25 protein-coding genes are annotated in these 26,299 nt (G+C 56.8%); 9 read left to right on the forward strand and 16 right to left on the reverse strand.

Annotated elements, in window-relative coordinates; genetic code table 11:
* Positions 1–12 precede the first annotated feature (12 nt).
* From SP99_RS00500 to SP99_RS00510, 3 genes are all read right to left on the reverse strand, one after another.
* Positions 13–984, reverse strand: a complete 972-nt coding sequence (locus SP99_RS00500) for a glycosyltransferase (protein WP_047957451.1) — start codon at positions 982–984, stop codon at positions 13–15.
* Between the two features lie 8 nt (positions 985–992).
* Complete coding sequence (locus SP99_RS00505) at positions 993–1,976, reverse strand: glycosyltransferase (protein WP_047957452.1); 984 nt, start codon at positions 1,974–1,976, stop codon at positions 993–995.
* Between the two features lie 145 nt (positions 1,977–2,121).
* Positions 2,122–3,492, reverse strand: coding sequence for an O-antigen ligase family protein (locus tag SP99_RS00510; RefSeq protein ID WP_047957453.1), 1,371 nt, complete (start codon positions 3,490–3,492; stop codon positions 2,122–2,124).
* 230 nt (positions 3,493–3,722) lie between these two features.
* On the opposite strand from SP99_RS00510, the gene SP99_RS00515 reads away from it, so the two are divergent.
* Complete coding sequence (locus SP99_RS00515) at positions 3,723–4,826, forward strand: glycosyltransferase family 4 protein (protein WP_047957454.1); 1,104 nt, start codon at positions 3,723–3,725, stop codon at positions 4,824–4,826.
* Here SP99_RS00515 and SP99_RS00520 read toward each other — a convergent pair.
* From SP99_RS00520 to rfaD, 5 genes are read right to left on the reverse strand one after another with little or no spacing between them, the layout of a single operon-like run.
* Positions 4,805–5,914 (reverse strand): glycosyltransferase family 4 protein, encoded by a 1,110-nt coding sequence (locus SP99_RS00520; protein WP_047957455.1) that lies wholly within the window; start codon positions 5,912–5,914, stop codon positions 4,805–4,807. The two genes, SP99_RS00515 and SP99_RS00520, sit on opposite strands and share 22 nt — an antisense overlap.
* Positions 5,911–7,020: a putative lipopolysaccharide heptosyltransferase III gene (gene rfaQ / locus SP99_RS00525; protein ID WP_047957456.1), complete on the reverse strand. Its 1,110-nt coding sequence runs from the start codon at positions 7,018–7,020 to the stop codon at positions 5,911–5,913. Before rfaQ ends, SP99_RS00520 begins: the two co-directional genes overlap by 4 nt.
* Positions 7,013–7,999 (reverse strand): lipopolysaccharide heptosyltransferase RfaC, encoded by a 987-nt coding sequence (rfaC, locus tag SP99_RS00530; RefSeq protein WP_025758442.1) that lies wholly within the window; start codon positions 7,997–7,999, stop codon positions 7,013–7,015. The genes rfaQ and rfaC overlap by 8 nt, the downstream gene beginning before the upstream one ends.
* Positions 8,000–8,002: 3 nt before the next feature.
* Positions 8,003–9,049, reverse strand: a complete 1,047-nt coding sequence (gene rfaF, locus SP99_RS00535; protein WP_047957457.1) for an ADP-heptose--LPS heptosyltransferase RfaF — start codon at positions 9,047–9,049, stop codon at positions 8,003–8,005.
* Between the two features lie 2 nt (positions 9,050–9,051).
* Positions 9,052–9,984 carry an ADP-glyceromanno-heptose 6-epimerase gene (gene rfaD, locus SP99_RS00540; protein ID WP_025758440.1) on the reverse strand — a complete coding sequence of 311 codons (933 nt, stop codon included), beginning with the start codon at positions 9,982–9,984 and terminating at the stop codon, positions 9,052–9,054.
* Positions 9,985–10,199: 215 nt separating this feature from the next.
* Here rfaD and kbl point away from each other — a divergent pair, with 215 nt between their 5' ends.
* The 3 genes from kbl (at position 10,200) to SP99_RS00555 (ending at position 13,373) form a co-directional block, all read left to right on the forward strand.
* On the forward strand, positions 10,200–11,396 hold the full coding sequence (gene kbl, locus SP99_RS00545; RefSeq protein ID WP_025758439.1) for a glycine C-acetyltransferase: 1,197 nt from the start codon (positions 10,200–10,202) through the stop codon (positions 11,394–11,396).
* A 9-nt stretch (positions 11,397–11,405) separates the two neighbouring features.
* On the forward strand, positions 11,406–12,431 hold the full coding sequence (gene tdh / locus SP99_RS00550) for an L-threonine 3-dehydrogenase (RefSeq protein ID WP_021242426.1): 1,026 nt from the start codon (positions 11,406–11,408) through the stop codon (positions 12,429–12,431).
* A gap of 141 nt (positions 12,432–12,572) precedes the next feature.
* Entirely contained in the window at positions 12,573–13,373 is an 801-nt protein-coding gene (locus tag SP99_RS00555; protein ID WP_047957458.1) for a glycosyltransferase family 2 protein, read from the forward strand.
* 11 nt (positions 13,374–13,384) lie between these two features.
* Here SP99_RS00555 and SP99_RS00560 read toward each other — a convergent pair whose 3' ends face one another.
* Genes SP99_RS00560 through gpmM form a run of 3 tightly spaced genes read right to left on the reverse strand, consistent with a single transcriptional unit; the run spans position 13,385 to position 17,158 of the window.
* The gene (locus SP99_RS00560; protein WP_047957459.1) at positions 13,385–14,317 is read right to left on the reverse strand and encodes a divergent polysaccharide deacetylase family protein; all 933 of its coding nucleotides are present in this window, start codon (positions 14,315–14,317) and stop codon (positions 13,385–13,387) included.
* Between the two features lie 3 nt (positions 14,318–14,320).
* Positions 14,321–15,580 (reverse strand): murein hydrolase activator EnvC, encoded by a 1,260-nt coding sequence (gene envC / locus SP99_RS00565; protein ID WP_229293876.1) that lies wholly within the window; start codon positions 15,578–15,580, stop codon positions 14,321–14,323.
* A gap of 33 nt (positions 15,581–15,613) precedes the next feature.
* Positions 15,614–17,158, reverse strand: a complete 1,545-nt coding sequence (gpmM, locus tag SP99_RS00570; protein ID WP_047957461.1) for a 2,3-bisphosphoglycerate-independent phosphoglycerate mutase — start codon at positions 17,156–17,158, stop codon at positions 15,614–15,616.
* Between the two features lie 247 nt (positions 17,159–17,405).
* Between gpmM and SP99_RS00575 the strand changes: the two genes are divergently transcribed.
* The 5 genes from SP99_RS00575 to cysE all read left to right on the forward strand — a co-directional run bounded on the left by SP99_RS00575 (position 17,406) and on the right by cysE (position 20,516).
* A complete protein-coding gene (locus SP99_RS00575; protein ID WP_013094920.1) occupies positions 17,406–17,837 on the forward strand; it encodes a rhodanese-like domain-containing protein in 432 nt (143 codons plus the stop codon).
* A gap of 11 nt (positions 17,838–17,848) precedes the next feature.
* Positions 17,849–18,100, forward strand: coding sequence for a glutaredoxin 3 (gene grxC, locus SP99_RS00580; RefSeq protein ID WP_010426371.1), 252 nt, complete (start codon positions 17,849–17,851; stop codon positions 18,098–18,100).
* 32 nt (positions 18,101–18,132) lie between these two features.
* The gene (gene secB / locus SP99_RS00585; protein ID WP_003860835.1) at positions 18,133–18,600 is read left to right on the forward strand and encodes a protein-export chaperone SecB; all 468 of its coding nucleotides are present in this window, start codon (positions 18,133–18,135) and stop codon (positions 18,598–18,600) included.
* Entirely contained in the window at positions 18,600–19,619 is a 1,020-nt protein-coding gene (gene gpsA, locus SP99_RS00590; RefSeq protein WP_025758430.1) for an NAD(P)H-dependent glycerol-3-phosphate dehydrogenase, read from the forward strand. The genes secB and gpsA overlap by 1 nt, the downstream gene beginning before the upstream one ends.
* 75 nt (positions 19,620–19,694) lie before the next feature.
* Complete coding sequence (cysE, locus tag SP99_RS00595; protein WP_008502718.1) at positions 19,695–20,516, forward strand: serine O-acetyltransferase; 822 nt, start codon at positions 19,695–19,697, stop codon at positions 20,514–20,516.
* A gap of 32 nt (positions 20,517–20,548) precedes the next feature.
* On the opposite strand, the gene trmL is transcribed toward cysE, so the two are convergent.
* The 5 genes from trmL to lldP form a co-directional block, all read right to left on the reverse strand.
* Positions 20,549–21,019, reverse strand: a complete 471-nt coding sequence (gene trmL / locus SP99_RS00600) for a tRNA (uridine(34)/cytosine(34)/5-carboxymethylaminomethyluridine(34)-2'-O)-methyltransferase TrmL (RefSeq protein ID WP_025758428.1) — start codon at positions 21,017–21,019, stop codon at positions 20,549–20,551.
* Between the two features lie 45 nt (positions 21,020–21,064).
* Positions 21,065–22,405: an MFS transporter gene (locus SP99_RS00605; protein WP_047957462.1), complete on the reverse strand. Its 1,341-nt coding sequence runs from the start codon at positions 22,403–22,405 to the stop codon at positions 21,065–21,067.
* Between the two features lie 178 nt (positions 22,406–22,583).
* Positions 22,584–23,771: an FMN-dependent L-lactate dehydrogenase LldD gene (gene lldD / locus SP99_RS00610; protein WP_047957463.1), complete on the reverse strand. Its 1,188-nt coding sequence runs from the start codon at positions 23,769–23,771 to the stop codon at positions 22,584–22,586.
* Positions 23,768–24,541: a transcriptional regulator LldR gene (gene lldR, locus SP99_RS00615; RefSeq protein ID WP_025758422.1), complete on the reverse strand. Its 774-nt coding sequence runs from the start codon at positions 24,539–24,541 to the stop codon at positions 23,768–23,770. Before lldR ends, lldD begins: the two co-directional genes overlap by 4 nt.
* Positions 24,538–26,193, reverse strand: coding sequence for an L-lactate permease (lldP, locus tag SP99_RS00620; RefSeq protein WP_014882014.1), 1,656 nt, complete (start codon positions 26,191–26,193; stop codon positions 24,538–24,540). The genes lldR and lldP overlap by 4 nt, the downstream gene beginning before the upstream one ends.
* Positions 26,194–26,299 lie beyond the last annotated feature (106 nt).

Raw genomic sequence — 26,299 nt, forward strand, 5'->3', positions numbered from 1 at the left:
ACTCTATTCCGATCAGAACTTTTTAGTCAGCGGGCGAATGACTTTACCAAAGCCAAAGCGCAGTGCGCGAACCACCGTAGGGCGATTGTGCAATCCTTTACGCCAGATATCCTCAAACAGGGCGTACCAGCGTGCAGCGACCGCTTCGCGGGAATAGACCTGGAGACGTTTTTCACCCTGCTCGCGCATCTGACGATACAGTTCAGGGGAGTTTTTCAGCCGCATAATGGCATCGAAGGCTTCATCAGGGGTTTTGGCGATCAGGTAGTCCAGCTCACTCTCGCGGATTGCACGGTAAGAGGGCTCGTCGTCGCAAACCATCACTGTTTTGCCCAGCCAGTTGTTAATGAGCTTACTGGCAGGCTTACGCGCCAGTTTGTGGTCGTGTGATTTGCGGAAGCTGATGCACACGTCCACGTCCTGGTAGTTTGTCCAGTTATCGAACGAGATGCGGAGCTCAATACCTTGTTCGGCAAGACGTTGCTTAAAATTCCCTTCGCGGTATTCGTCCGGGAAACTGTCCACACGGCCAAAGAACGCGACGGTTTTGATGGTCTCGTCGGTGCGCTCACGGGGTTTCACGCCCGGCTGTGGCCAGTAGGGAACGAAGATACGGTTGTTATGGTTATCCACTTCCGGGTTCTGGTCGACGACAACATCGGCGCCAATAACGGGAGGACGGTCCGCACGTGCGACCACGGTGAAGCCACGCCACGGCTTCACGCGAGAGCCAAAGTCGTCGTTATGCATCAGGTTAATGGCATCGGGCCTGCATTCAGAGCCAAACGAACACTCGATTGCGTCACCATAATAGTGCTTCAGCGCCAGTGTGGTCTGGAACGTCCAGCCACCGCGGCCGCCACAATAAAATCGCTCCGGAATATCGTCAGGATTGACATGGTTATCCAGAAGGGTCTGGAAATCTGCGTAGTTTTTAGCGATGAAATCCGCGCGGGAGACCGCGTGTAATTTAAGTTTGCTCATAATTTCCGTTAGCCAAGAATTTTTTTAAGACGGAAGTAGCGACGTCCCAGACGCCACCGTTGGCGGAAGCCGCGCGCATTTTGCCAGATCAGGGTCCAGATACCGCGGTCGAAAAGCTCACGGGTGATCTCGCGTTTTTTGGCCATATCGTCAATGTTGTTAATGCTGTGCAGGATCCCCAGACCCTCTTTGGCGATTTGCCAGTGGCAGGCCGGCACGCGTTTCACCTGTTCCGGATAGCGCTTATTGATAGCGTCCAGCATCTCCAGAATCTTCATATAGTGGCGCGAGGAACGCATACGCGTATCGTCCGTGCCTGGGGTATGGGAAACGGAAGCGGAGTGGATCAGGTAATCGTAATAGACCTCATCAATATACTGCACGCGTCTGGCGGTGAGCAGCACTTCCGTCGTCCAGGGAATATCCTGATGACGCAGGCCGTGTTCAAAGCGAAAACCCTGCTCTTTAATAAAGGCGTGTCGATAGATATTCAGCCATGTCACGTGCAGGAACTTGCGGGATTCGAGCGCCATCTGCAGCCAGGTCGGGCCGTCCAACACGCCGGTTGACGCGAGTTTATCTGAAGGGAAGATCTTCTTCGACGGGCGTCCGTCATCATAAATATAGGTGCCGTTGCAGGTCGCGACGTCCAGTTGCCCGGCAAGCGCAATTTCCAGCAAACGCGGATACATCCCCGGGTAGATGACATCATCAATATCCGGAAACGCGACGTAATCGCCCGTTGCCATGGCGAGACCGGTATTACGGGCCGCGGAGACACCGCCATTAGGCTGGTCAATTACCTTAAAAAGACTGAATTCACTGGCGTAGCGGGCGATGATATCTGCAGAACCGTCAGTTGATCCGTCATTAACAATAATAAGTTCCAGACCTGGCAGATTCTGTTTCTTAATGCTTTCAAAAAAAGCGCTCAGGAAATTTTCGCCATTATAGACGGCGACAACGAGGCTTAATTGAGGCGTTCCAGACATGCTTACTCCGTAATGTCATGCGGTGAGATGCGGCCGACGAGCTTTACAGTAACGTACAATGGCTTTTCGACAGCCGGCAGGCAAAAGAGTTCTGATGGATACCTGTGCGCCGGCATTTATGACCCCCGGCGCAAGGTACACGCGATCAGGTGGTTGTTTCTGTCTGTTTAGCGGGGCGTAATGCGCACATACCAACCAGCAACCCGGTTAACAGCATATATTGCTCCAGGTAGTGATCTTTCAGATTGTGGTCGACCATGGTTCGCGAGAAGAAGCCTACCGTAAACAACAGCAGGAACATCCCCACCATCGCGTTACCATGGCGGAACTCACGCCAGCCGATATACCAGCAGCCTGCCAGTAAAATCAGCCAGCCCGCAATGCCCGCAACGCCGTTCTGAATACCAAACTCAATCAGGCCATAGTGGCTGTGCGGGATATTAATGCGATTGTCCTGCGTGTCGCGACGCAGTACGTAGCGGAAGGCCTCCTTGCGTGGCCCCATTCCCGCAGGATGCTCACCCACCAGTTTCCAGCCCTGGTGGAAGAAGCTGGCGCGGCAGCCGTTGGAGTGGTCCATTGGTCGGCCCAGATCGTTCTTCGGTACCGTCCCGTTAGTTTTGTTGTAGCAAAAGCTGGTGAAAGGCGCGTTCCAGCCTGTTACCGCATCATCTTCCAGGCTTTGCCAGCGCGGATCGGTTTTAAAGGAGGCATAGCCCAGAAGCGCGGAAACGATAACGATGCTGAGAAGGATACCACCAGTGAGCACAACCCGACTGCGACGCATACTGTGCAGGCTGAGCAGAATGAAGGTGGAGAACAGGCTGCCGACCAGGCCGATCGTTCCCCAGCGGGTATCAACTAACGCAGTGCAGACAAGGTTACACAGCAGCATAAAGGCAAGGAATGGTGTCTTCAGGCGTAAGAAACGCTGGTGCAGCAGACCGCGCGCAAGCAGTTCGGCAAGCAGGAAACCGGTGATCATATTGACCTGGAAGCTCATGCGCGTGCGGTTATAAACAATCCGCGTTTCGCCCCAATGGATCACGCCGTCTCGCCAGTAAAGCCAGGCGGTATCAAGCAGGTGAATACAGACGACACCCCAGAAAAAAAGGACGACGAGAGTAAAGAAACGGGCAGCCGATAAAGAGGGGAAGCGCTCCTGAATCACCGGTAATAACACCAGCCCCGCACAGAAAAGCAATACCGGACGTAACCACTGACCATCCCAGGTCGATACCATTTCTTTAATATCTGGCGCGACAAAAAAGCCGTTAATCAGGATAAAGAAAGTTAAGGCCCACAGCACAATAAGCACGAACTTAATTTTGTTTAAGTCCAGCGCTTTTCTCGCCACGGAAGAGCTAAAGAAAAGACCGAGCGCCACCACAATATTAGGATAAATCAGACCGTTACGATGAAAAGGTAGCTGATCGTTTGGGATTGGCCAGATAAAACATAAAGCCAGTACAGACAGGACTAAAAGACCTGTCAGGATGTTACGAGTATTTGTCATAATTTTGGTACTGGTAAAGGATCTCGGCGTTAATACCGGTTAGTTAACAATGCCATGCGCAAATTCCACTGATTTCGAATGGAATAAAAGCCTGAGAAAATTACCACAGAAGCCATAACTACAGAAGGACAATGTTTGTAAGCAAGATTAATCCGCCTGTGCATTACCGTAATACCCACGTATATAATCGGCAGTCTGAACAGCGGTTTCAGCTTAACGACAGGAAATGTATGCATATTGTTCACACTGAAGCAGACGGCGGCAAAGGCGGACAGCCTTTGCGCATTATTAACGAATCGCTAGGGATGATTCAGCGTGGCCATCAGGTGACTCTCCTTTGTCCGGAAACTGCGCCGCTGCACGCCCTGGCGCGCAACGCCGGGTTGACGGTGGTCACTATGCCGTTGAAGCGTAAGAACCTTAAAAACCTGAAGTTGCTGCGTCGCTGGCTGAAGGATAACCGTCAGTCAATTGACGTCATTAACAGCCATAACTCTGCCGATACCTGGCTGGTGGCGCTGGCGAATTTGACGCTCTCCAGTCCCGTACCGCTGGTGAGAACCCGTCATGCGTCCGGCGTACCGCGTAACAACTGGACGACCCGCTGGCTGTTCCGCACGGCCTGCGCGCATATCGTGACCACCGGGGAGGCGCTGCGCCATCAGGTGGCAAACATTGGCGTGCCGATGTCCCAGAGCACGTCGGTTCCAAGCGGCGTTGATACGCAGCGTTTCCATCCGGGAGATAAGCACCAGGCCCGGACTCATTGTGGTTTGTCTCAGGATGATTTCTGGCTGGGCGTGGTATCGCATTTGCGCCCGAACAAAGGCCATAGCGTACTGCTGCGCGCCCTGGCGAAAATCGACAATCCGCAGATCAGGCTGGCGATTGTTGGCGAAGGCCCGCACAAAGCGGCGCTGGAGCAGGAAATCACCGCCCTGGGGTTACAGCAGCGCGTAGTCATGGCGGGGCATCAATCCGATCCGGAACGCTGGTTCCCGGCATTTGATATTGCGCTCAGCCCTTCGCACGATATGGAAGGTGTCCCGCAGGGCGTGCTGCAATCGTTAGCCAGCCGCGTTGCGACCATTGCGACGGATGCGGGTGGAACGGGGGATGCGGTGATTAACGGGCAAACGGGATTGCTCATCGCGCAGCGCGACGAAAACGCACTGCACGATGCCATCCTGCAACTCTATGACGACTCGGCCCTTCGCGAGACGCTCGCGCAACAGGGATATGACTACCTGAGCACGCACTTTACCCGGGAATGTATGCTGGACGCGATGGAGAAAGTCTTCTCCGATGCGGTTCAGCGCAGCAAATCACGATAAAGCGCCTGTAGCTCTTTCGCCATTCTGTCCAGGGTGAAGGGCTCGGCAGTTGCACGCGCAGCGGCGGAGTAATCAACACCCTGTTCCCGGCCTTTCAGCCATAGCGAGATGGCCTGCTGGTAGCCTTCACTGTCCAGCGCATCACGCACCCAGCCGTTTTTACCCTCGGTAATCCACTCTGCCGCGCCGCAGCCGTGGCTGGTAAGCAGCGGTAAACCGCAGGCCAGCGCTTCCACGCAGACGTTCGGGAAGGGATCGTAGAGCGTCGGCAGGATAAGCGCATCCGCCGTGCCATACACTTCACGCACGTTGGCCACCGGCCCCAGGAATGTCACGCGTGAGGAAACACCCAATGTCTGCGCCAGTTTTTCAAACTTCCGGGCATGTTTATCGCGTCCGGCAACCAGCAGCCAGACGTCAGGATGCGCCACAATAGCACGCAGCGCGGTAGCGACGCCTTTACGGCTGAAGCCCGACCCAACATACGCCAGCACCGGTGCGTTACGGGGAATACCCAGCGCATCGCGCTGCGAAAGGGCACGGACCTCAGGGCTAAACTGAACGGTGTCGACGCCGTTATAGATCACCGTCAGCTTGTCGTCCGGCAGTCCGAAGCGACGGGCGATATCATCACGCACCATCTTCGAATTACAGATCACCTTGCGCAGCTGCGGATGGGTAAACATCTGCGCCTCAGCCTGCAGGATGTAGCGGTGGTACCGGCTGAGCGACTGAGCCCAGCGCGCCAGCGGCGACAGAATGCGGCCATATTGCTCAAGCCAGGTGGCGTGAACCCCGTCGCCCGCCCGAAAGATGGTCGCTCCCGGTATGCGTTCGTGGCTTTGCACAATATCAAACTGCGCAAAATGCGCGGCAGCTTCGGTGGCAAAACCGGACTCACGGGCGATGCGATTACGAAACGGCGGATTGACCGTCAGCGTTTTCCAGCCTGCGGCATCCTCCCACTGGCGGGCAATCAGCGTGACATCAAGCGACGTATCCTGCGCCAGCACGTTCAGCGCGCGCGAGACGAAACGTTCTGCGCCACCGTTGGGGTTGTAGGTCTGTCGGACAATCGCCAGCTTCATGCAGGGGTTTCCGTTTCCAGGAGCATCGTATCGATGGCGCTCAGCACCTGCTGCGGGGTGATGGCGGTGATGCAGTCTGAGACACCGCTGTCTCCGCAGCCCGCTTTGCCGCACGGCTGGCAGGTGAACCCGGCGACAATCACACGGTAGTTCACCCCCCACGGCGCCCACTTGATGGCACCGGTAGGGCCAAAGATGGCGACGGTTGGCGTACCGACGGCGCTTGCAAGGTGCATCGGCATAGAATCGACACCGAAGTACACCCGCGCGTGCTTCATGAGCGCGCCCAGCTCTTTCAGGTTCAACTGACCGCTTAAATCAAAGACCGGCTGGGTGAGCGCAGCGCGCAGCGCGTCCATATAGGCCTTCTCTTCTTTTGACGGCGCGGCGGAGAGGATAATCGGCAGGCCGCGCGCCGCCAGGTTATCAATGGTCGCTGCCAGCTTGTTGATATCCCAGGCCTTAAACATCCAGCGCGAGGTCGGGTGAACCAGAATGTAGGATTTACTCGTGAGTCCAAAACCGGCCAGCTTTTCAGCAACGGAGGCTTCCGCCGCGTCGCCGGGGACAAACAGCGTGTGTTTGTCTTCGTCGGACTGCGGATGAATGCCGATCCGGCGCAGGGCGTCCAGATTGACCTCCACCATATGGCGGCTGTTGTCCTGGATCGCCGGGTAGAGCGTGGTAAATGATTTCACCCAGCGACGACGTGCAAGACCGCTGCGTTTATCCGGTTTGAAGCCGACGGAGACGCGCGGTTTCAGGCGACGCGCCAGACGCGCGCCGTGCCAGTGTTCGGTCAGGTTAATCAGTACGTCATACTGACGGCCTTTCAGGGTAGCGAGCAGCGTGCGGTAGAGGCGGAATTGTTCAAACCAGCCCTTCTTGCGCCAGTTGCGCCCAATGGTATGGACCTGGTCGATATGCGGATGGCTGGTCAGCATCGCCTGCGTGTCGTCATAGACCAGCGCATCGACTTCCACGTTCGGCCAGTTCTTTTTCAATACGGTGAACACCGGCGAAGTCAGTAGCACGTCACCGTGGTGACGTAATTTAACGATCAGTACGCGCCTGGGTGGACGCTCCGCTGAGAAAAAATCAGACATAAGCTCTCTCTGCTGCCAGCAAAGGCTCTAATTGCGCAAATACCGCAGCGGCGCTGAGGTCGCTCAGCTGCGATGAGTGTTCCGGGCGGCAGATATATTGATTTTTTCCATAGCCGCCGATAAGGCCCGGGTCCGTTGGGCCGTAAAGCGTAATATTAGGTCGATCCAGCGCCGCCGTCAGGTGGCTGAGGCCCGTATCCACAGAGACCACTGCCGTAGCGCCGGCCAGCGTCCGGGCGACGCCATCCAGTTTCATGCGCGGCAGAACGTCCACATAATCAAACCCTGCCGCCAGACGTTTGGCGCGCGCTTCTTCATGTGGGGCGCCCCACGGGAGTTTGATACGTAACCCTGCACTCCCCAGCAGGCCGATCAGTTCGCGCCAGTGCGCTTCAGGCCAGTGTTTGTCGTCGCGGGTCGTCGCATGCAGGAAAATCAAATACGGTGCGCCTTCTTGCTGCGAACTATGAAGGAAGTGCTGCGAAATGGCGTAATCACCCTGGGTTTCCGGTTTGGCATAACCGAGGCTTTTTGCAAACAGCTCGCGGGTTCGTTCGACGGCATGTTGTTGTTTTGCAATGTGGTGACGGCGGTTATAGAACAGGCTCGCCAGCGGTTCGCGGGCGGTCTGCCAGTCCATGCCGTGCTTTATGCCGTGTGCCAGTCGCGTCACCAGCGCGGCGCTTTTGACCAGCCCCTGGGCGTCGATGATGGCATCATAACGCTGCGCCTGTACCGCCTCGCGGAAGGCCTTGCGTTCGGCTTTAATCGGCGCGGAGAACCACGCTTTGCGCCAGCGACGAATCGCCACCGGGATCGCGCGGTCGACCGCTTCGTGCCAGGTGGGGATCTGCGCGAAGCCCTCTTCCACCACCCAGTCAAAACGAATGCCCGGTATGGCCTGCATGGCGTCCGTCAGTGACGGCAGCGTGTGCAGCACATCGCCCATCGACGACGTTTTAACGATCAGTACCCGCATCCGTTATCCTTCTTCGCTCAACAGCAGTTCGTTAAGCTCTTCAAGAACGCGCTGCGGGGTAATGTCGATCAGGCTTTGGTGATAGCCTTCTGCTGCATCGCCTTTGCGCACTTTGTGATAGCCCGTGATCAACCGAATAACGCGCGCTTTATGCGAAAGCGGTGGCGTGAAGTCCGGGCTGCTTGGGCCATACAGCGCAACCAGTGGGCGGTTGAGCGCAGCAGCGACGTGCATCAGCCCGGAGTCGTTGGTGACCACGGCTTTACAGGCGGCAATCAGGATCACTGCCTGCTCAAGCTGCGTTTCTCCCGCCAGGTTACGGCACCACGCCTGTTGCTCGGTACTGAGCGTCGCGAGGATTTCGTTGCCCGCCTCGTGGTCTTTGGCCGAACCGAACAGGACTATCTGGTAGCCTTCGTCAATCAGCTGTTTTGCCAGCTCCGCATAGTGATAGTGTGGCCAGCGTTTTGCCGGGCCGAACTCGGCGCCAGGACAGAAGCCAATCATCGGACGTTCAGACGAAAGACCAAACGCGTTGCAGGTGTGGGATTTTTCACCATCGTTAACCTGAAGCTGTGGCCAGAGCAGCGGCTGCGGCAGATCTTTCGCGCTGCGCATGACGCCTTTGTCATAGGCCAGCGCCACATAGCGCTCCACCATCAGCGGCCAGGCCTCTTTATCCAGCACGCGCGCGTCGTTCAGCAGGCCGTAGCGCATTTCACCGCGCCAGCCGGTGCGGTGCGGGATGCCCGCAAAGAAAGGCACCAGGGCGGATTTAAAGGAGTTTGGCAGGACATACGCGCGGTCATAGCGCTTCTCGCGCAGGCTGTGGCCAAGTTTGCGGCGTTCGCCAATTTCCAGCGCCCCGTGGCCGAGCGGCATCGGAATGGCGTCATTCACTTCCGGCATGCGCGATAACAGCGGACGGCACCACGCGGGTGCCATCACATCGATTATCGCCTGGGGATAGCGCGCCTTGAGCGTGCGATAAAGACTTTGCGACATCATCATGTCGCCCACCCATGACGGGCCGATCACCAGAATTCTCATACTTACGCGTCGCGGTTCAGCCAGGCCATATACTCCGTTACGCCTTCGGCAACGGTTTTGAACGGTTTGTCATAGCCCGCTTTACGCAGGTTAGTGAGATCCGCCTGGGTGAACGCCTGGTAGCGGCCTTTGAGCTTGTCCGGGAACGGAATGTACTCAATGCTGCCTTTTTTGTGGTACGCCAGCGTGGCGTCAGCCACCGCCTGGAAGGACTCCGCACGGCCAGTTCCCAGGTTGAAGATGCCGGACACGCCGTTCTCCCAGAACCACAGGTTTACGGCGGCCACGTCGCCCACATAGACGAAGTCACGCTTAAAGCCGTCGCTGCCTTCGAACAGTTTCGGACTTTCGCCATTATTCAGCTGGGTGTTCAGGTGGAAGGCCACGCTTGCCATGCTGCCTTTGTGACCTTCGCGCGGCCCGTAGACGTTGAAGTAGCGGAAGCCGACAATCTGGGAGTTCGCTTCTGGCAGGACCTGACGCACGTATTCGTCGAACAGGAATTTAGAGTAACCGTAGACGTTCAGCGGCTGCTCATATTCGCGGGACTCGATGAAGTCTGAGGTGCGCCCGCCGTAGGTTGCCGCAGAAGAGGCGTACAGGAACGGAATTTCACGCTCGAGGCAGTAGTGCAGGATCTCTTTGGAGTACTGATAGTTGTTGTCCATCATGTACTTGCCGTCCCACTCTGTGGTGGATGAGCAGGCACCTTCGTGGAAGATGGCTTCGATCTCGCCGAACTCTTCCCCTGCCATAATCTGGATAAGGAAGTCTTCCTTATCCATATAATCAGCGATATTCAGATCCACCAGGTTGACGAACTTGGTGCCGTCTTTCAGGTTGTCAACCACCAGGATGTCGGTGATGCCTTTGTCATTGAGAGCCTTAACAATATTGCTGCCGATAAAGCCCGCGCCGCCGGTAACGATGATCATAACTGTAACCTTTGAAGTGTGAAGCCCGGGGACAATCCCGGACGCTAATGTTTCTATCATATCATTAGTATGGCTGCCCTTCAGCCATTCACCTTCACAGCGCAGGGGTACGCGTGATTTATGCTGCAAAAACGACAAGAGATAATGTGTCATCTCGTCATGAACTATAGGTTTGGGTAATATGTCCCGAAATTTGCCGAGTCTGGAGAATTGCAATGCGTGGTGATTTTTACAAACAGTTAAACAGCGACCTCGACACCGCACGTGCGGAAGGGTTGTTCAAGGAAGAGCGTATTATCACGTCTGCCCAGCAGGCGGACATCACCGTTGCCGATGGCAGCCATGTGATCAACTTTTGTGCGAACAACTACTTAGGTCTTGCGAATCACCCTGAGCTGATTGCCGCGGCGAAAAACGGCATGGATACCCACGGTTTCGGCATGGCTTCCGTACGCTTTATCTGCGGTACCCAGGATAGCCACAAGCAGCTTGAGAAAAAGCTGGCGAACTTCTTAGGTATGGAAGACGCCATTCTGTACTCCTCCTGCTTCGACGCTAACGGCGGTCTGTTTGAGACCCTGCTTGGCGCAGAAGATGCCATTATCTCCGACGCCCTGAACCACGCGTCCATCATTGACGGCGTGCGCCTGTGCAAAGCGAAGCGCTACCGCTATGCCAATAACGACATGGTTGAGCTGGAAGCGCGCCTGAAAGAGGCGCGCGAAGCGGGCGCTCGTCATGTGCTGATCGCCACCGACGGCGTGTTCTCGATGGACGGTGTGATCGCCAACCTGAAGGGCGTGTGTGACCTGGCGGACAAATATGACGCGCTGGTGATGGTCGATGACTCTCACGCGGTCGGTTTTGTCGGCGAAAACGGCCGTGGTTCCCACGAATACTGCGACGTGATGGGCCGCGTGGACATCATCACCGGTACGCTGGGCAAAGCGCTCGGCGGCGCGTCCGGCGGCTATACCGCTGCGCGTAAAGAGGTGGTTGAGTGGCTGCGTCAGCGCTCCCGTCCGTACCTGTTCTCCAACTCCCTGGCGCCGGCTATTGTGTCTGCCTCCATCAAAGTGCTGGAGATGGTGGAATCCGGAGCCGAACTGCGCGATCGCCTGTGGTCCAACGCCCGTCTGTTCCGCGAAAAGATGAGCGCAGCAGGCTTTACGCTTGCCGGTGCTGACCACGCGATCATTCCGGTCATGCTGGGCGATGCGGTCATCGCGCAGAACTTTGCCCGTGAACTGCAAAAAGAAGGGATTTACGTCACCGGGTTCTTCTTCCCGGTGGTGCCAAAAGGTCAGGCGCGTATCCGCACCCAGATGTCTGCGGCGCATACGCCTGAACAAATTGAACGTGCGGTGGAAGCCTTCACCCGCATCGGCAAACAGCTGGGCGTCATTGCCTGAGGACGTAAGATGAAAGCGTTATCCAAACTGAAAGCGGAAGAAGGGATTTGGATGACCGACGTGCCGGAACCGGAAGTCGGTCATAACGATCTGCTGATCAAAATTCGTAAAACGGCTATCTGCGGTACTGACGTTCACATCTATAACTGGGACCAGTGGTCACAGAAAACCATTCCGGTACCGATGGTTGTCGGCCATGAATACGTTGGCGAAGTGGTGGGTATCGGTCAGGAAGTAAAAGGCTTCAAAATTGGTGACCGTGTCTCCGGTGAAGGCCATATCACCTGCGGTCACTGCCGTAACTGCCGCGGCGGACGTACCCACCTGTGCCGTAATACCATCGGCGTGGGCGTGAACCGCCCGGGCTGTTTCGCAGAATACCTGGTGATCCCGGCCTTTAACGCGTTCAAAATTCCGGACAATATTTCTGACGATCTGGCCTCCATCTTCGACCCGTTCGGTAACGCGGTACACACCGCGCTCTCCTTCGATCTGGTTGGTGAGGACGTGCTGGTCTCCGGCGCGGGCCCGATCGGCATTATGGCCGCGGCGGTGGCGAAGCACGTTGGGGCACGTAATGTCGTGATTACCGACGTGAATGAATATCGTCTGTCGCTGGCGCGCAAAATGGGCGTGACCCGCGCGGTGGATGTCTCGAAAGAGAGCCTGACCGACGTGATGGAAGAGCTGGGCATGACCGAAGGCTTTGACGTGGGTCTGGAGATGTCCGGTGCGCCACCGGCGTTCCGCACGATGCTGGATACCATGAACCACGGTGGCCGCATCGCGATGCTGGGTATTCCGCCGTCGGATATGTCTATCGACTGGAACAAAGTCATCTTCAAAGGGCTGTTCATCAAAGGCATCTATGGCCGTGAGATGTTTGAAACCTGGTACAAGATGGCGGCGCTGATCCAGTCTGGTCTGGATCTCTCCCCGATTATCACTCATCGATTCTCCATTGATGAGTTCCAGCAGGGCTTTGACGCAATGCGTTCCGGTCAGTCCGGGAAAGTGATCCTGAGCTGGGATTAACAGAGAAAGCGCCTTCGGGCGCTTTTTTACGCCCTCTTCACGTTTCTGACATCCGCAATCAGAATATTTTGATTTTTTCTTCGCTTTTTTACCCACACACTTATAAAGTTTGTTGATTATCCGTTTACGTTTACAGTGCCTATGTTCAAGCTCACCGTTTGTTTATTGACCTGTAATTCTGCGCGTTTATTGCGCGAGGTTATCCCTCCACTGTTAACGGTGGCAGATGAAATTGTCGTTGTGGACTCCGGCAGCACGGATACCACGCTGGATATTTGTCGCGAATATGGACTTTCTATCCACCATCACACCTATGCCATGCACGGCGCGCAGATGAATTATGCCGTTGATCTGGCGAGCAATGACTGGGTGTTGTGTATGGACAGTGATGAGATCCTGGATGCCGAAACGGTCGATTTTATTCTGGCGCTGAAAGCCGGGGATGAACCTTCCGCCGATCGCGCCTGGCGTATCGCCCGATACTGGCATGTGCTGGGTGAAGAGGTACGCACCATTTACCCCGTCTCCTCTCCCGATTTCCCGGTACGGTTGTTTAATCGTACCCAGGCCCGTTTTAACCACCGTCCGGTGGACGACAAAGTTGAAGGCAAGATTATTGCAGTAAAAATGCCGGGCCGGGTGCGCCACGACACGTTTTATAACCTGCATGAAGTGTTCAACAAGCTGAACAGTTACACCACCCGTCTGGTGAAATACCAGCCTGTCCGCCCCTCAATTGGGCGCGGCATAATCAGTGCGATCGGGGCGTTTTTCAAATGGTATCTGTTTAGCGGTGCCTGGCGTCAGGGCAAAGTCGGCGTGGTGACAGGACTCTATGCCACCGCCTACAGCTTTTTGAAGTATTTCAAATCCTGGTATCAGCATCAGGAGAAAAAAGAGCCCGTTGCGAAAGAGCATACGGACTCTCAGACGGCAAAATAAGCGTCAGGCAATCACGCTTTTTTTCCCCATCCCTGCCACTGCTGCTGGACGTATTTTACCAGCGTACTGTTGCTGATGCTGTCACCAATGACAGAGAAGAAGCGAGTCGCGTAGACCGGTTCAGGCGGCTGCTTCAGCACGCAGCGCTTCACGCCGCGGAACGGATTACGCGGCGCTGTCGGCGCGGGCTGTGCAGAATTCGGCGTAGAGGTATCCACCTGCGGCTCGTTCAGCAGATCGCTCGGGCGCACCAGCGTGATATCGGAAGGTAACGTCGGCAGCATTTGTTGCAGAACGCGAACGGTAGATGGGTGCGGGTGACCGATGGCAATGGCCGAGCCATTGCGGCGGGCCAGCTGCACCGCGCGATTAAACTGCATGCGGATATCGGCTTCGTTCTGGGTATCATCCAGGAACACTTTACGCTTAATGACTTTGACGCCCGTTCCCTGTGCCGCACGCATCGCCTGACTGTTGCCGATGGTCATGCTGTCGAGGAAATAGAGGTTGTAGCGCTCCAGCGCCTGCATCACTTTAAGCATCCCGTACAGGCTCGAGGTCATCGCGCTGCCCATATGGTTGTTCAACCCTACGGCATACGGCACTTTGTTGTATGCGTCGCGGATGATGCGCTCGATCTCATCGCTGCTCATATCCGGGCGCAGGGTGTCTTTTTCCAGCGGCTGCTTGCTGAGCGGTGCCATCGGCAGATGGATGAGGACCTGATGTCCGGCGTTATGGGCTTTAGTCGCCATCTCACGCGCGTGTGGCGCATTCGGAAGGACGGCAACAGAGATGGCTGACGGCATCGCCAGCACCTGATTTTCATAGTGTGGACGATAACCGAAGTCATCAATCACAATGGCGAGTTTACCTGCATATACCGGTGCAGCCAGCGCCAGTGCGCTGACGACGGAGAGAACAATGCGACGAAATTGAAGCAAAACTTATCTTCCCAACCACGGCTGTGGATTGACCGCCTGACCCTGACGACGAATTTCGAAATAGAGTGACGGGCGGCCCTGACCGCCACTGCTGCCCACAAGGGCGATGGGTTGGCCCGCGCGCACCTGCGTGCCGACGCTGACCAGTGCGCTCTGGTTGTAGCCGTAAAGACTCATATCGCCTTTACCGTGTTCGACCACGACCACCAGCCCGTAACCCTGCAGCCAGTCGGCCAGAATCACGCGGCCATCAGCGATGGCTTTCACTTCGCTACCTTCAGACGCACCGATAACTATCCCTTTCCAACGTAGCTCACCCTGCAGCTGTTCGCCATAGCGATGCAGAATTGAACCACGAACGGGCCAGTAAGCCTGACCGCGAGGCGAGCCCAGGCCGCCGGTACGTGACATCAGGGAACGTTCGCTTTCGCTTGGCTTGTAGGTCGTCCCTTTACGGGACGCTTCCTGCTGTTTGTCGCGAACGGCCTGCGCCTCGCGGGCCTCTTTTTCAGCGCGCGCTTTTGCCGCGGCTTCCGCACGGGCGATGCTGTTACGCAGTTTTGATTCGTTGGCGCGCATTTCGCTTAGCTGGCTCTGACCTTCCTGAATGGAAGATTCAAGGCCGGAAAGGGTTTTCTTACGCTCGTTGCGGGCCTGCTCAAGTTTTGCCTGCTGGGCCTGCTGATCGTAGAGCAGCGTTTGCTGCTGGGTCTGCTTCTCTTCCAGCTCGGCTTTTTGCGTGGTGACCTCTTCGCGTGTCTGCTTCAGCTGCGCGATAGTCTCCTGACGCGCCTGGTTCAGGTAGCCGAAATAGGCCTGCAGGCGCTGGCCGCGCTGGCTCTCTTCACCGCTGAGGATCAGTTGCAGACCGGTGTGTTCACCCTGGCGGAATGCGGCATCAAGCTGCGCCGCAAGGTTACGTTCCTGCGCATCGCGCTGGCGCTCCAGTCTGGCAATCGACGCGTTCATTTCGTCAATTTGTTTATTCAACTGGGTGAGGGTGTTTTGTGTTTCACGTAGTTTACGCGTGGCGGCAGAGATGGCCTCTTCCTGCTGCTTAAGTTGGGCGAGCAGGGCAGCGCGCTGCTGTTGTTGCTGGCGTACCGCACGCTCTTTGGCGGCGATATCGGCCTGAATGGATTTCAGCTGGTCACGGTCATCCGCGTGGGCGGATGCGGCGCACAGCAATACGCCAGCGCTGAGTGCGCTGGCGTAAAACAGAGGTCTGACTGATAACCTAAGCGGCTTCACGACCCATGTGATTGAAAAAATCGCCTTTCCCCTCATGGGGAGCGATTATTCCACGATGAACAGCGGCTTACCAGTCATCTCTTCAGGGATCGGCATCCCCATCAGCGACAACATGGTTGGCGCGATGTCAGAAAGCTTGCCGCCTTCCACTGCTTTCAGTGATTTATCACCCACATAAATCAGCGGAACGGGCAGGTTGGTGTGAGCCGTGTGCGCCTGGCCGGTCGCCGGGTCGCGCATCTGTTCAGCGTTACCGTGATCCGCGGTGATCAGAAGCTGGCCGCCAACGGATTCAACCGCTTTCGCGACCTGCTCAACGCAGTGGTCCAGCGCTTCAACTGCTTTTACTGCCGCTTCCATCACCCCGGTATGACCCACCATGTCGCCATTCGGATAGTTACAGATGATGGTGTCGTACTTGCCGCTAACGATTGCCGCAACCAGCTTTTCGGTCAGCTCAGCAGAGCTCATCTCTGGCTGCAGATCGTAGGTGGCGACTTTCGGGGAATTAATCAGAATGCGCTCTTCGCCAGGGAACGGCTCTTCAACACCACCGTTAAAGAAGAAAGTGACGTGCGCATATTTCTCGGTTTCGGAGATACGCAGCTGCGTCTTATCATTCTTCGCCATCCATTCACCGAAGGTATTCGCCAGTGAAGCGGGTGGATATGCGCATGGAGCCTTGATATCAGCGGCATATTCGGTCAACTGGATGAAGTTAATGTTCACCACTTTCTTACGGGCAAACCCGTCGAAGTCGCTGTTGACAAACGCACGGGTAATTTCACGCGCGCGGTCAGCACGGAAGTTCATGAAGATCAGCGCGTCGCCATCTTCCATCGCGGCATCCGCCTGGCCTTCAGCACGAATCACGGATGCTTTCACGAATTCGTCGTTTTCATCACGCGCGTAAGCGGCTTCAAGCGCTTCAACGGCGGTCGCGAACTGGAATTCACCTTTTGCCAGGGTCATCAGGTCATAGGCCTGTTCCACGCGATCCCAGCGGTTGTCACGGTCCATGGCGTAGTAACGACCGATAATGGAGGCCACGCGGCCTTTACCCAGCGCGGCGAATTTGTCTTCGAAGGCTTTCAGGGAGCCTTTTGCGCTGCGTGGTGGCGTATCGCGGCCATCCAGGAAGGCGTGCAGATAGATTTTTTCCGCACCGCGCTCAGCGGCCAATTCAACCATCGCCATGATGTGATCTTCATGACTGTGAACGCCGCCTGCAGAGAGCAGACCCATGATATGTACGGCCTTGCCAGCGGCAACGGCTTTATCGACGGCATCGCACAACGTTGGGTTGGAGTAGAAGGTGCGTTCTTTGATTTCAACGTCCAGACGCGTCAGATCCTGATACACAATACGTCCGGCGCCCAGGTTAACGTGACCCACTTCGGAGTTGCCCATCTGGCGGTCCGGCAGGCCCACTTCCAGGCCAGACGCGTCAATCAGCGTATGTGGACGTTTTGCCCACAGCGCATCCATGACGGGGGTTTTGGCGGTGAAAATAGCGTTATCCTGGCTGTCTTCACGGTAGCCATAGCCATCCAGAATCACCAGTACCATAGGTTTTTTAGAAACCGACATTGCGACAACCTCATGCTCAAGAGTCAAAATTTGCGTAATTTTACTACAGCTGAATCGATCAAATAGCCGCAGAAGATCAAAGAAAGCGTAAGGGCAAGGTGCTTCTCAGACCATTTTGAGGCATTTTTTTAGGTGGCATGCCGCAGAAAATGGATTAGGTTAGGGTCGCTGGCTGTATTTGCCACAACGCACAGGTATACTCCTGTCCTGGTTTTTTTAATCACTAAGTCGGGAGTAGTTACCCTCCATGCAAGAAATTATGCAATTCGTTAGCCGCCATCCGGTTCTGAGCATCGCGTGGATTGGCCTGCTGGCCGCTGTGCTGTTCACCACATTTAAAGGTCTGACGTCTAAGATTAAGGTTATCACCCGTGGTGAAGCGACGCGTCTGATTAACAAAGAAGATGCCGTCGTAGTCGATCTGCGTCAGCGTGACGATTTCCGTAAAGGGCACATTGCAGGTGCGATTAACCTGCTGCCTGCTGAAATCAAAGCGAATAACGTGGGCGAGCTTGAGAAGCATAAAGCCCAGCCGATTATCGTTGTTGACGGTACCGGCATGCAGGCGCAGGAATCCGCCAGCCTGCTGCATAAAGCAGGCTTCGAAAACGTATCTGTGCTGAAAGAAGGCATTTCCGGCTGGAGCGGGGAAAACCTTCCTTTGGTGCGCGGTAAATAAGGAGTTCAGTGATGGCCAATATTGAGATCTACACCAAAGCGACCTGCCCGTTCTGCCATCGTGCGAAAGCGCTGCTGAACAGCAAAGGCGTCACGTTCCAGGAACTGCCTATCGACGGTGACGCGATTAAACGCGAAGAGATGATTCAACGTAGTGGTCGCACAACGGTTCCGCAGATTTTTATTGATGCGCAGCACATTGGCGGCTGTGATGACTTGTATGCGCTCGACGCCCGTGGTGGACTCGATCCCCTGCTGAGCTAAGAGACTTTAGGACAATTAAAAAGGGTTTTTCCATGTCAGAACAAAACAACACCGAAATGACTTTCCAGATCCAGCGTATCTACACCAAGGATGTCTCTTTCGAAGCGCCAAATGCGCCGCACGTTTTCCAGAAAGACTGGCAGCCAGAGGTTAAACTTGATCTGGATACCGCATCAACCCAGCTGGCTGATGACGTGTATGAAGTCGTACTGCGTGTGACCGTGACCGCCTCTCTGGGCGAAGAGACGGCTTTCCTGTGTGAAGTACAGCAGGGGGGGATCTTCTCCATCGGCGGTATCGAAGGTAACCAGATGGCGCATTGCCTGGGTGCATACTGCCCGAACATTCTGTTCCCGTATGCGCGTGAATGCATCACCAGCCTGGTTTCCCGCGGTACATTCCCGCAACTGAACCTTGCGCCAGTTAACTTTGATGCGCTGTTCATGAACTATCTGCAGCAGCAGGCTGGCGAAGGTGCTGAACAACATCAGGATGCCTGATGAGCACTGTTAATGCGTCAATGACTGTGATCGGTGCCGGCTCATACGGCACCGCTCTTGCCATCACGCTGGCAAGAAATGGTCACGAGGTGGTCCTGTGGGGCCACGACCCAAAACATATCGCGACGCTGCAGCGCGACCGCTGCAACGTGGCGTTTCTCCCGGACGTTCCGTTCCCTGACTCCCTGCACCTGGAAAGCGACCTTGCGACCGCGCTGGCGGCCAGCCGCAACATTCTGATTGTGGTCCCGAGCCATGTATTCGGTGAGGTGCTGCGTCAGATTAAGCCGCTGATGCGCCCGGATGCACGCATTGTGTGGGCGACGAAAGGGCTGGAAGCCGAAACCGGACGCCTTCTGCAGGATGTTGCCCGTGAAGCGCTGGGTGATGACATCCCGCTGGCGGTGATTTCGGGCCCGACCTTTGCCAAAGAGCTGGCCGCTGGCCTGCCAACGGCGATTTCGCTGGCATCAACCGATCAGACCTTCTCCGACGATCTGCAACAACTGCTGCACTGCGGCAAGAGCTTCCGCGTCTACAGCAACCCCGATTTTATCGGCGTACAGCTGGGTGGGGCGGTGAAGAACGTGATTGCGATTGGTGCCGGCATGTCCGACGGCATTGGTTTCGGTGCCAACGCACGTACGGCGCTGATCACCCGCGGCTTAACCGAGATGTCCCGCCTTGGCGAAGCGCTGGGTGCCGATCCGGCCACCTTTATGGGGATGGCGGGCTTAGGCGATCTGGTGTTGACCTGTACCGACAATCAGTCCCGTAACCGCCGCTTTGGCATGATGCTCGGACAGGGCAGCGATGTGAAAGCCGCGCAGGAGAAGATTGGTCAGGTGGTTGAAGGCTACCGCAATACCAAAGAAGTTCGCGAATTGGCGCACCGGTTTGGTGTCGAAATGCCAATAACCGAGGAAATTTATCAGGTATTGTATTGCGGAAAAAATGCGCGCGAGGCAGCATTGACCTTATTAGGTCGTGCGCGCAAGGACGAGCGCAGCAGTAACTAGTCGGAACCGTTATCACCTGAATGACCCAGCCAGCGCAGAACTGGCTGGTCATTATACTATCGTCTGGAGTTAGCAATGCCGTGTGAAGAACTGGATATCGTCTGGAATAATATTAAAGCCGAAGCCCGGGCGTTGGCCGACTGTGAGCCGATGCTGGCCAGTTTCTACCATGCAACGTTACTCAAGCACGAAAACCTCGGCAGCGCCCTGAGCTATATGCTTGCCAACAAGCTGGCATCCTCGATCATGCCCGCCATCGCCATTCGTGAAGTGGTGGAAGAAGCTTACGCCGCTGACCCGGAGATGATCGCCTCTGCCGCCTGCGATATCCAGGCCGTGCGCACCCGTGACCCTGCCGTCGACAAATATTCTACGCCGCTGCTGTACCTGAAAGGCTTCCACGCCCTGCAGGCTTACCGCATCGGCCACTGGTTATGGAATGAAGGCCGCCGCGCGCTGGCTATTTTCCTGCAAAACCAGGTTTCCGTAACCTTCCAGGTGGATATTCACCCGGCCGCGAAAATTGGCCGCGGGATCATGCTCGACCATGCCACCGGCATTGTTGTCGGTGAAACGGCGGTCATTGAAGATGACGTCTCGATCCTGCAGTCGGTTACTCTGGGCGGTACCGGTAAAACCAGCGGCGATCGCCATCCGAAAATTCGTGAAGGGGTGATGATTGGCGCGGGCGCCAAGATCCTCGGCAATATTGAAGTGGGGCGCGGCGCGAAAATTGGCGCGGGGTCTGTCGTGCTGCAGCCTGTGCCGCCGCATACCACCGCCGCTGGCGTGCCGGCGCGCATCGTCGGCAAACCCGACAGCGATAAACCGTCCATGGATATGGACCAGCACTTCAACGGCATTCACCATACCTTCGAGTACGGTGACGGCATCTGAGATTTTGCCCGGTGGCGCTGCGCTTACCGGGCCTACCTTAGAATGGCGCCCGGATACCCAAGCTGGCGCCATGCTTCATAGACCACCACCGACACTGCGTTCGACAGGTTCATGCTGCGGCTGTCCGGCATCATCGGAATACGGATTTTCTGCTCAGCGGGCAGGGCATCAAGGATTGTGGCGGGCAGGCCGCGCGTTTCCGGGCCAAACATCAGATAGTCACCCTCCTGATAGCTCACGGCGCTGTGTGCGGGCGTCCCTTTAGTGGTCAGGGCGAACATGCGCTGCGGCTTTTCGCTTTCCAGGAACGCGGCGTAATCAGGGTGGCGTACCACGGCGGTAAATTCATGATAATCCAGCCCTGCGCGGCGCAGGCGTTTGTCGTCCCATGTAAAGCCCATCGGCTCAATGATATGCAGGCGAAAACCGGTGTTGGCACACAGGCGAATAATATTGCCGGTATTTGGCGGAATTTCTGGTTCGAATAAAACGATGTTAAGCATACTGCCCCCTTAATTGCGGGGGCAGAATAGCAGAAAAGAGAGGGACTACGCGACGCCGGGTTCCTGCAGGCGACAGCGCAGCATTTTATAGACGGTGGCCCCTGCGGCGACCAGTGCGGGCAGGCTGAGGATCATTAAAATACTGTCTGCTTGCCACTGCAGCGAAAGCAGTTGCGCGCTGGTCATGGTGCCCGCCACGCCGCCAAAACGGCCGATTCCCTGCATCCAGGCGATGCCCGTCGCGCGACATTCGGTGGGGTAAAAGGTGGCGGCCAGGGTTTGCATGCCCGATTGCGCGCCGTTCATCGCGATCCCCATCAGGAATATCAAGGCGCCGAAAAGGACGATATGGTTATGCTCAAGGCCAAGCAGCAGGATCAGCCCCATGGTCAGGACAAATCCTCCTGCGACCACTTTGTGCGCTTCCCAGCGGTCCATCATCCAGCCTGCGAGCAGAATGCCTGCGGTACCGCCAAAGGTGAACAGTGACGTCAGCCAGGCGGATTCCGTCAGAGCATAACCCATCCCCTGCATCAGCGTCGGCATCCAGCTCAGCAGGACGTAATAAATCACCAGCCCCATAAAATAGGTCACCCACAGCATCAGGGTGCCGGGTAGCCAGGGCATGGAAAACAGCTGCGCCACGCTCCCTTTTTTAGAAGCGACCCGTTCCTCCTGCAGGAAAAAGCCGGTCACGCCGTCCAGCGTGCTGCGGGCGAACCGGCTGGCGATGCGGCGGATCTGCATCACGTCTTTCCCGCGCTGCACCAGAAATTTCACCGACTCTGGCAAAAACAGCGCCAGCAGCAGCGTTAACATCAGCGGGGCAATCGCGCCGGTCAGCAGTACGCTCCGCCAGCCATGATGAGGAATCAGCCAGGAGGAGATCGCTCCGCCGCCCGCCGCGCCCAGAGGGAAACCGCAGTACATGGTGTTAATCGCCATGGCGCGACAGCGCTGAGGGGCAAATTCTGAGATAAGCGTGATAGCGTTAGGCATTGCCGCCCCCAGACCCAGCCCCGTCAGAAACCGCCATAGCGTCAGGGTGTTAAGGGTTTGCGCCCAGGCGGCACCCAGACTTGCAAGACCAAAGAACAGACACGAAAAGACCAGCACGCGCTTACGCCCCATTCTGTCCGACACCGGACCGGCGATCAGCGCGCCCAGTGACAGCCCCAGCAGCGCCGCACTCAGCACCGGCCCCAGATCCTGTTTATGGATACCCCATTCAGCCGACAGCGTAGGCGCAATGTAGCCCATCGCCGCCGTATCAAAACCATCGATCGCCAGAACCAGGAAACCCAGCACGATAAGAAGCCAGTGAAATCCTGAAAAGCGACTGTCATCGATCACCTGCTGAATATCCACCTTACCTGAATACGTCATACGCACCCCTCTGATGTAATGTTGTTTTTGTGTTCTTGTATTTGCTTGTCTATACAATTGCGGACGGCAGGGGGATGTCAAATTTTCTTATCCAATATGTTATCTGGATGTTATTTTTGGCATAAAAAAGCGCCCGAGGGGGGATCGGACGCGTGAGGGAAGGCAACGGGGGGAAGCGTCAGGCGGCGTTACCCTGAGCAAGGGGGGCCAGCGCTGCCGGTAATTTATTTAACTCCTGCACCAGAGAATCTTTACTGATTTCGCCGATCGTTTTCGCACCGGTCAGCGTCATCGCCACCTTCATCTCTTTTTCGATCAGGTTAAGCAGATTTGCCACGCCAGCCTGGCCGCTGGTGGCCAGCGCATACAGATATGCCCGACCCAGCAGCACGCTGTCGGCACCCAGCGCAATCATACGCACCACGTCCAGCCCGTTGCGGATGCCGCTATCGGCCAGGATGGCAATATCGCCTTTCACCGCATCGGCTATTGCCGGCAGGGCGCGCGCGGAAGAGAGCACCCCGTCAAGCTGGCGTCCGCCGTGGTTAGAAACCACAATCCCGTCTGCGCCAAAGCGTACCGCGTCGCGGGCATCTTCCGGGTCGAGGATCCCTTTGATCACCATTGGGCCGTCCCAGAATTCGCGGATCCACTCCAGGTCTTTCCAGGAGATGGACGGATCGAAATTGTTCGCCAGCCAGCCGATGTAATCTTCCAGCCCGGTCGGTTTACCCAGATACGCCGAGATATTTCCCAGATCGTGCGGACGGCCGTTGAGACCAACATCCCAGGCCCATTGCGGATGCGTTACAGCCTGCCAGTAGCGGCGCAGGGCGGCATTCGGGCCGCTCATGCCGGAGTGGGCATCTCGGTAGCGCGCGCCGGGTGTCGGCATATCGACGGTAAAGACCAGCGTGGAGCAGCCCGCCGCTTTGGCGCGCTCCAGCGCGTTTCGCATAAAGCCGCGATCGCGCAGGACGTACAGCTGGAACCACATTGGGCGCTTGATGGTTGGGGCCACCTCTTCGATCGGGCAGACGGACACGGTAGAGAGGGTAAACGGAATGCCTTTGGCATCCGCCGCGGCGGCCGCCTGCACTTCCCCGCGACGGGCGTACATGCCGCACAGGCCTACGGGCGCAAGGGCCACCGGCATGGCGAGCGTCTCGTTAAACAGTTTTGTCTCAAGGCTCAGGTCAGACATATTTTTCAGCACGCGCTGGCGCAGAGCCACCTCCGAAAGATCTTCCACATTGCGACGCAGGGTATATTCGGCATACGCCCCGCCGTCGATGTAGTGGAACAGGAACGGGGGCAAAATGCGCTGCGCCGCGGCGCGGTAGTCACTGGCTGCTGAAATAATCATGCTTTGTTCTCCCTGGAAATATCACTGTCGCCAGGCAGACGGGTAATACGCGCCTGTCGGGCCTGGTCTTCATCGAATCGTTTAATGGTGGTGTGCACGAAGCCCAGATGCGCCATCATCGCTTTGCGCGCGGCCCCGGCATCACCGGCCAGAATGGCGTTGAGCACCGCCTCGTGTTGTTCAGTGAGCTGGGCAAACACCGGCGGGACCAGATACATGCGCTGGCGGCTCTGCTTCACGGAGGATTGCAGCAGGTCGAAGAAACCGCGCATGGTCTGGAGCAGCACCACGTTGTGCGACGCCTCGGCAATCGCCAGGTGAAAACGCACGTCCGCCTGGGAGGCGATATCCGGGTCGCTGCTTTGCGTGGCCTCAAAGCAGGCTTTGAGCTTCTCTTTGTCGGCGTCGGTTGCCCGCATGGCCGCGTGCCAGGCGGTACTGGTTTCGATGGCGTGACGCGCTTCAAGGATGTCGAAGCTGTAGTCCGGGTCGTTCTCCATCAGCGTTTTCAGCGGCTGAACGATGTTTTGCTCGGACCAGTCGTCATGCTGCCAGCGTACAAAGGTACCGCCACCGCGACGGCTCACCAGTACTCCTTCGCTGACCAGCGTGGCCAGTGCTTCACGCAGTGAGTTGCGTGATACACCAAGCTGGGCGGCGAGCTGGCGCTCGGCGGGCAATTTCATGCCCGCTTCCAGCTGTTGTTCTTCAATCAGCGCCCGCACGCGAGAGGCAATCTCGTCGGACAGGCGTCTGGGCATCACTATCATGGGATCATCCAGGTTAAGACATAGGCCTGCAGGGTGGTAATCACCCCGACCATGCAGGTAAATATCAGGCTGTGTTTCACGGTAAAGCGGAACAGATCCGACTCTTTACCGACCAGTCCCACCGCCGCACAGGCAATGGCGATGGACTGCGGAGAGATCATCTTCCCGGTCACGCCGCCGGTGGTATTCGCGGCCACTAACAGCACGTCTGAGACGCCGATTTGCTGGGCGGCCGTCGCCTGCAGGGCGGCGAACAGGGCGTTAGACGAGGTATCTGAACCGGTCAGGAACACCCCCAGCCAGCCGAGGAACGGCGAGAAGAAGGTAAAGGCGTGGCTGGTATGCGCCAGCGCCAGTGCCAGCGTCGATGACAGGCCGGAGTAGTTCGAGATAAACGCGAACGCCAGTACCATGCCGATGGAGTAGATCGGCAGCATCAATTCTTTAATGGTCGCCGCAAAGGTCTGCACCGCAGCGGCAGGCTTCATGCGCAGCCACACAACAGAAAGAATAGCGGCAAACAGGATGGCGGTGCCGGTAGCGGAGAACCAGTCGAATTTATAGACCGCGGCATACGGCGTGGCGGCGTGCACCACTGGCGGCATACGGGCGACCATCTTATCGAGGAACGGCACGGAGATGTTAATCACCATGTCATACAGCGCGCCACCTGGGGCAAACAGGGCCTTAAACGGCGGGATGCTCCAGAGCGTCACCGTGGCAGTCAGGAACAGGAACGGCGACCATGCGCGGATGACCTGGCCTGCGGTATAGCCTGTACGCGCCAGGGTTTGATCGACCTGTGAGGCGCCCATGTCGGCGAAGCGGAAAATACGTACCGGCTGCCAGCGCTTCAGGAACAGCGTCAGACAGACCAGCGAGACCAGCGAAGAGATGATGTCCGGCAGCTCCGGGCCGAGGAAGTTGGAGCTGAGGTACTGTGCAATAGCGAACGAACCGCCGGCGACCATCACCGCAGGCCACGTCTCTTTCACGCCGCGCCAGCCATCCATGATCGCCATGATCCAGAACAGGACGATAATGGTCAGGAACGGCAGCTGGCGGCCCACCATCTGGCCAATCTCAAAGCTGTCCAGCCCGGTCACCTGGCCTGCGACCAGAATCGGGATCCCCATTGCGCCAAACGCCACCGGTGCGGTGTTCACAATCAGACACAGTCCCGCGGCATACAGCGGGTTAAAGCCCAGCCCGACCAGCAGCGCGGCGGTGATCGCCACCGGTGCGCCGAAGCCAGCGGCCCCTTCAAGAAACGCCCCAAAAGAGAAGCCGACAATCAACATCTGCAGGCGCTGGTCCGGCGTGATGGAGAGAATCGACGAGCGGATGATGTCGAACTGCCCGGTTTTCACCGAGATTTTATAGACAAACACCGCGGCGATGATGATCCACGCAATCGGCCACAGGCCGTAGAAGAAACCGTAGACGACGGAGGCCAGGGCGCGATCGACCGGCATTTTATAGAAGAACAGCGCCACCAGCAGCGCGATGGCGACGGTGTACGTCGCGGCAAGGTAGCCCTTCAGCTTGAGCTTAATCAGCGCAAAGAAGAAGAACAGGATCGGCAGCGATGCGATCAGGCTCGACAGCCAGATATTTCCGGCCGGGTCGTAGTTTTGTTGCCAGAGGCTCATGCAGGTCTCCTGAGGACCAGACAGCCTGCGCTGCGGGTGAGTCTCCGCTCATCTCTGCGTCACAGTCTGTGTAAAAGTGGTCCTGCCAATATTGTGTTGTAGGGTT

The organism is Enterobacter sp. BIDMC92 (assembly GCF_001030225.1).
GTDB lineage: Bacteria > Pseudomonadota > Gammaproteobacteria > Enterobacterales > Enterobacteriaceae > Enterobacter > Enterobacter sichuanensis.

Coding starts and splice junctions, on each gene's coding strand:
- kbl (WP_025758439.1), top strand. CDS start 10,200: ATGCGTGGTGATTTTTACAAACAGTTAAACAGCGACCTCGACACCGCA.
- SP99_RS00515 (WP_047957454.1), top strand. CDS start 3,723: ATGCATATTGTTCACACTGAAGCAGACGGCGGCAAAGGCGGACAGCCT.
- secB (WP_003860835.1), top strand. CDS start 18,133: ATGTCAGAACAAAACAACACCGAAATGACTTTCCAGATCCAGCGTATC.
- tdh (WP_021242426.1), top strand. CDS start 11,406: ATGAAAGCGTTATCCAAACTGAAAGCGGAAGAAGGGATTTGGATGACC.
- gpmM (WP_047957461.1), bottom strand. CDS start 17,158: ATGTCGGTTTCTAAAAAACCTATGGTACTGGTGATTCTGGATGGCTAT.
- gpsA (WP_025758430.1), top strand. CDS start 18,600: ATGAGCACTGTTAATGCGTCAATGACTGTGATCGGTGCCGGCTCATAC.
- grxC (WP_010426371.1), top strand. CDS start 17,849: ATGGCCAATATTGAGATCTACACCAAAGCGACCTGCCCGTTCTGCCAT.
- rfaD (WP_025758440.1), bottom strand. CDS start 9,984: ATGATCATCGTTACCGGCGGCGCGGGCTTTATCGGCAGCAATATTGTT.
- SP99_RS00520 (WP_047957455.1), bottom strand. CDS start 5,914: ATGAAGCTGGCGATTGTCCGACAGACCTACAACCCCAACGGTGGCGCA.
- SP99_RS00500 (WP_047957451.1), bottom strand. CDS start 984: ATGAGCAAACTTAAATTACACGCGGTCTCCCGCGCGGATTTCATCGCT.
- cysE (WP_008502718.1), top strand. CDS start 19,695: ATGCCGTGTGAAGAACTGGATATCGTCTGGAATAATATTAAAGCCGAA.
- SP99_RS00575 (WP_013094920.1), top strand. CDS start 17,406: ATGCAAGAAATTATGCAATTCGTTAGCCGCCATCCGGTTCTGAGCATC.
- rfaQ (WP_047957456.1), bottom strand. CDS start 7,020: ATGTCTGATTTTTTCTCAGCGGAGCGTCCACCCAGGCGCGTACTGATC.
- lldR (WP_025758422.1), bottom strand. CDS start 24,541: ATGATAGTGATGCCCAGACGCCTGTCCGACGAGATTGCCTCTCGCGTG.
- SP99_RS00605 (WP_047957462.1), bottom strand. CDS start 22,405: ATGACGTATTCAGGTAAGGTGGATATTCAGCAGGTGATCGATGACAGT.
- SP99_RS00505 (WP_047957452.1), bottom strand. CDS start 1,976: ATGTCTGGAACGCCTCAATTAAGCCTCGTTGTCGCCGTCTATAATGGC.
- rfaC (WP_025758442.1), bottom strand. CDS start 7,999: ATGCGGGTACTGATCGTTAAAACGTCGTCGATGGGCGATGTGCTGCAC.
- lldP (WP_014882014.1), bottom strand. CDS start 26,193: ATGAGCCTCTGGCAACAAAACTACGACCCGGCCGGAAATATCTGGCTG.
- rfaF (WP_047957457.1), bottom strand. CDS start 9,049: ATGAGAATTCTGGTGATCGGCCCGTCATGGGTGGGCGACATGATGATG.
- trmL (WP_025758428.1), bottom strand. CDS start 21,019: ATGCTTAACATCGTTTTATTCGAACCAGAAATTCCGCCAAATACCGGC.
- SP99_RS00555 (WP_047957458.1), top strand. CDS start 12,573: ATGTTCAAGCTCACCGTTTGTTTATTGACCTGTAATTCTGCGCGTTTA.
- SP99_RS00510 (WP_047957453.1), bottom strand. CDS start 3,492: ATGACAAATACTCGTAACATCCTGACAGGTCTTTTAGTCCTGTCTGTA.
- lldD (WP_047957463.1), bottom strand. CDS start 23,771: ATGATTATTTCAGCAGCCAGTGACTACCGCGCCGCGGCGCAGCGCATT.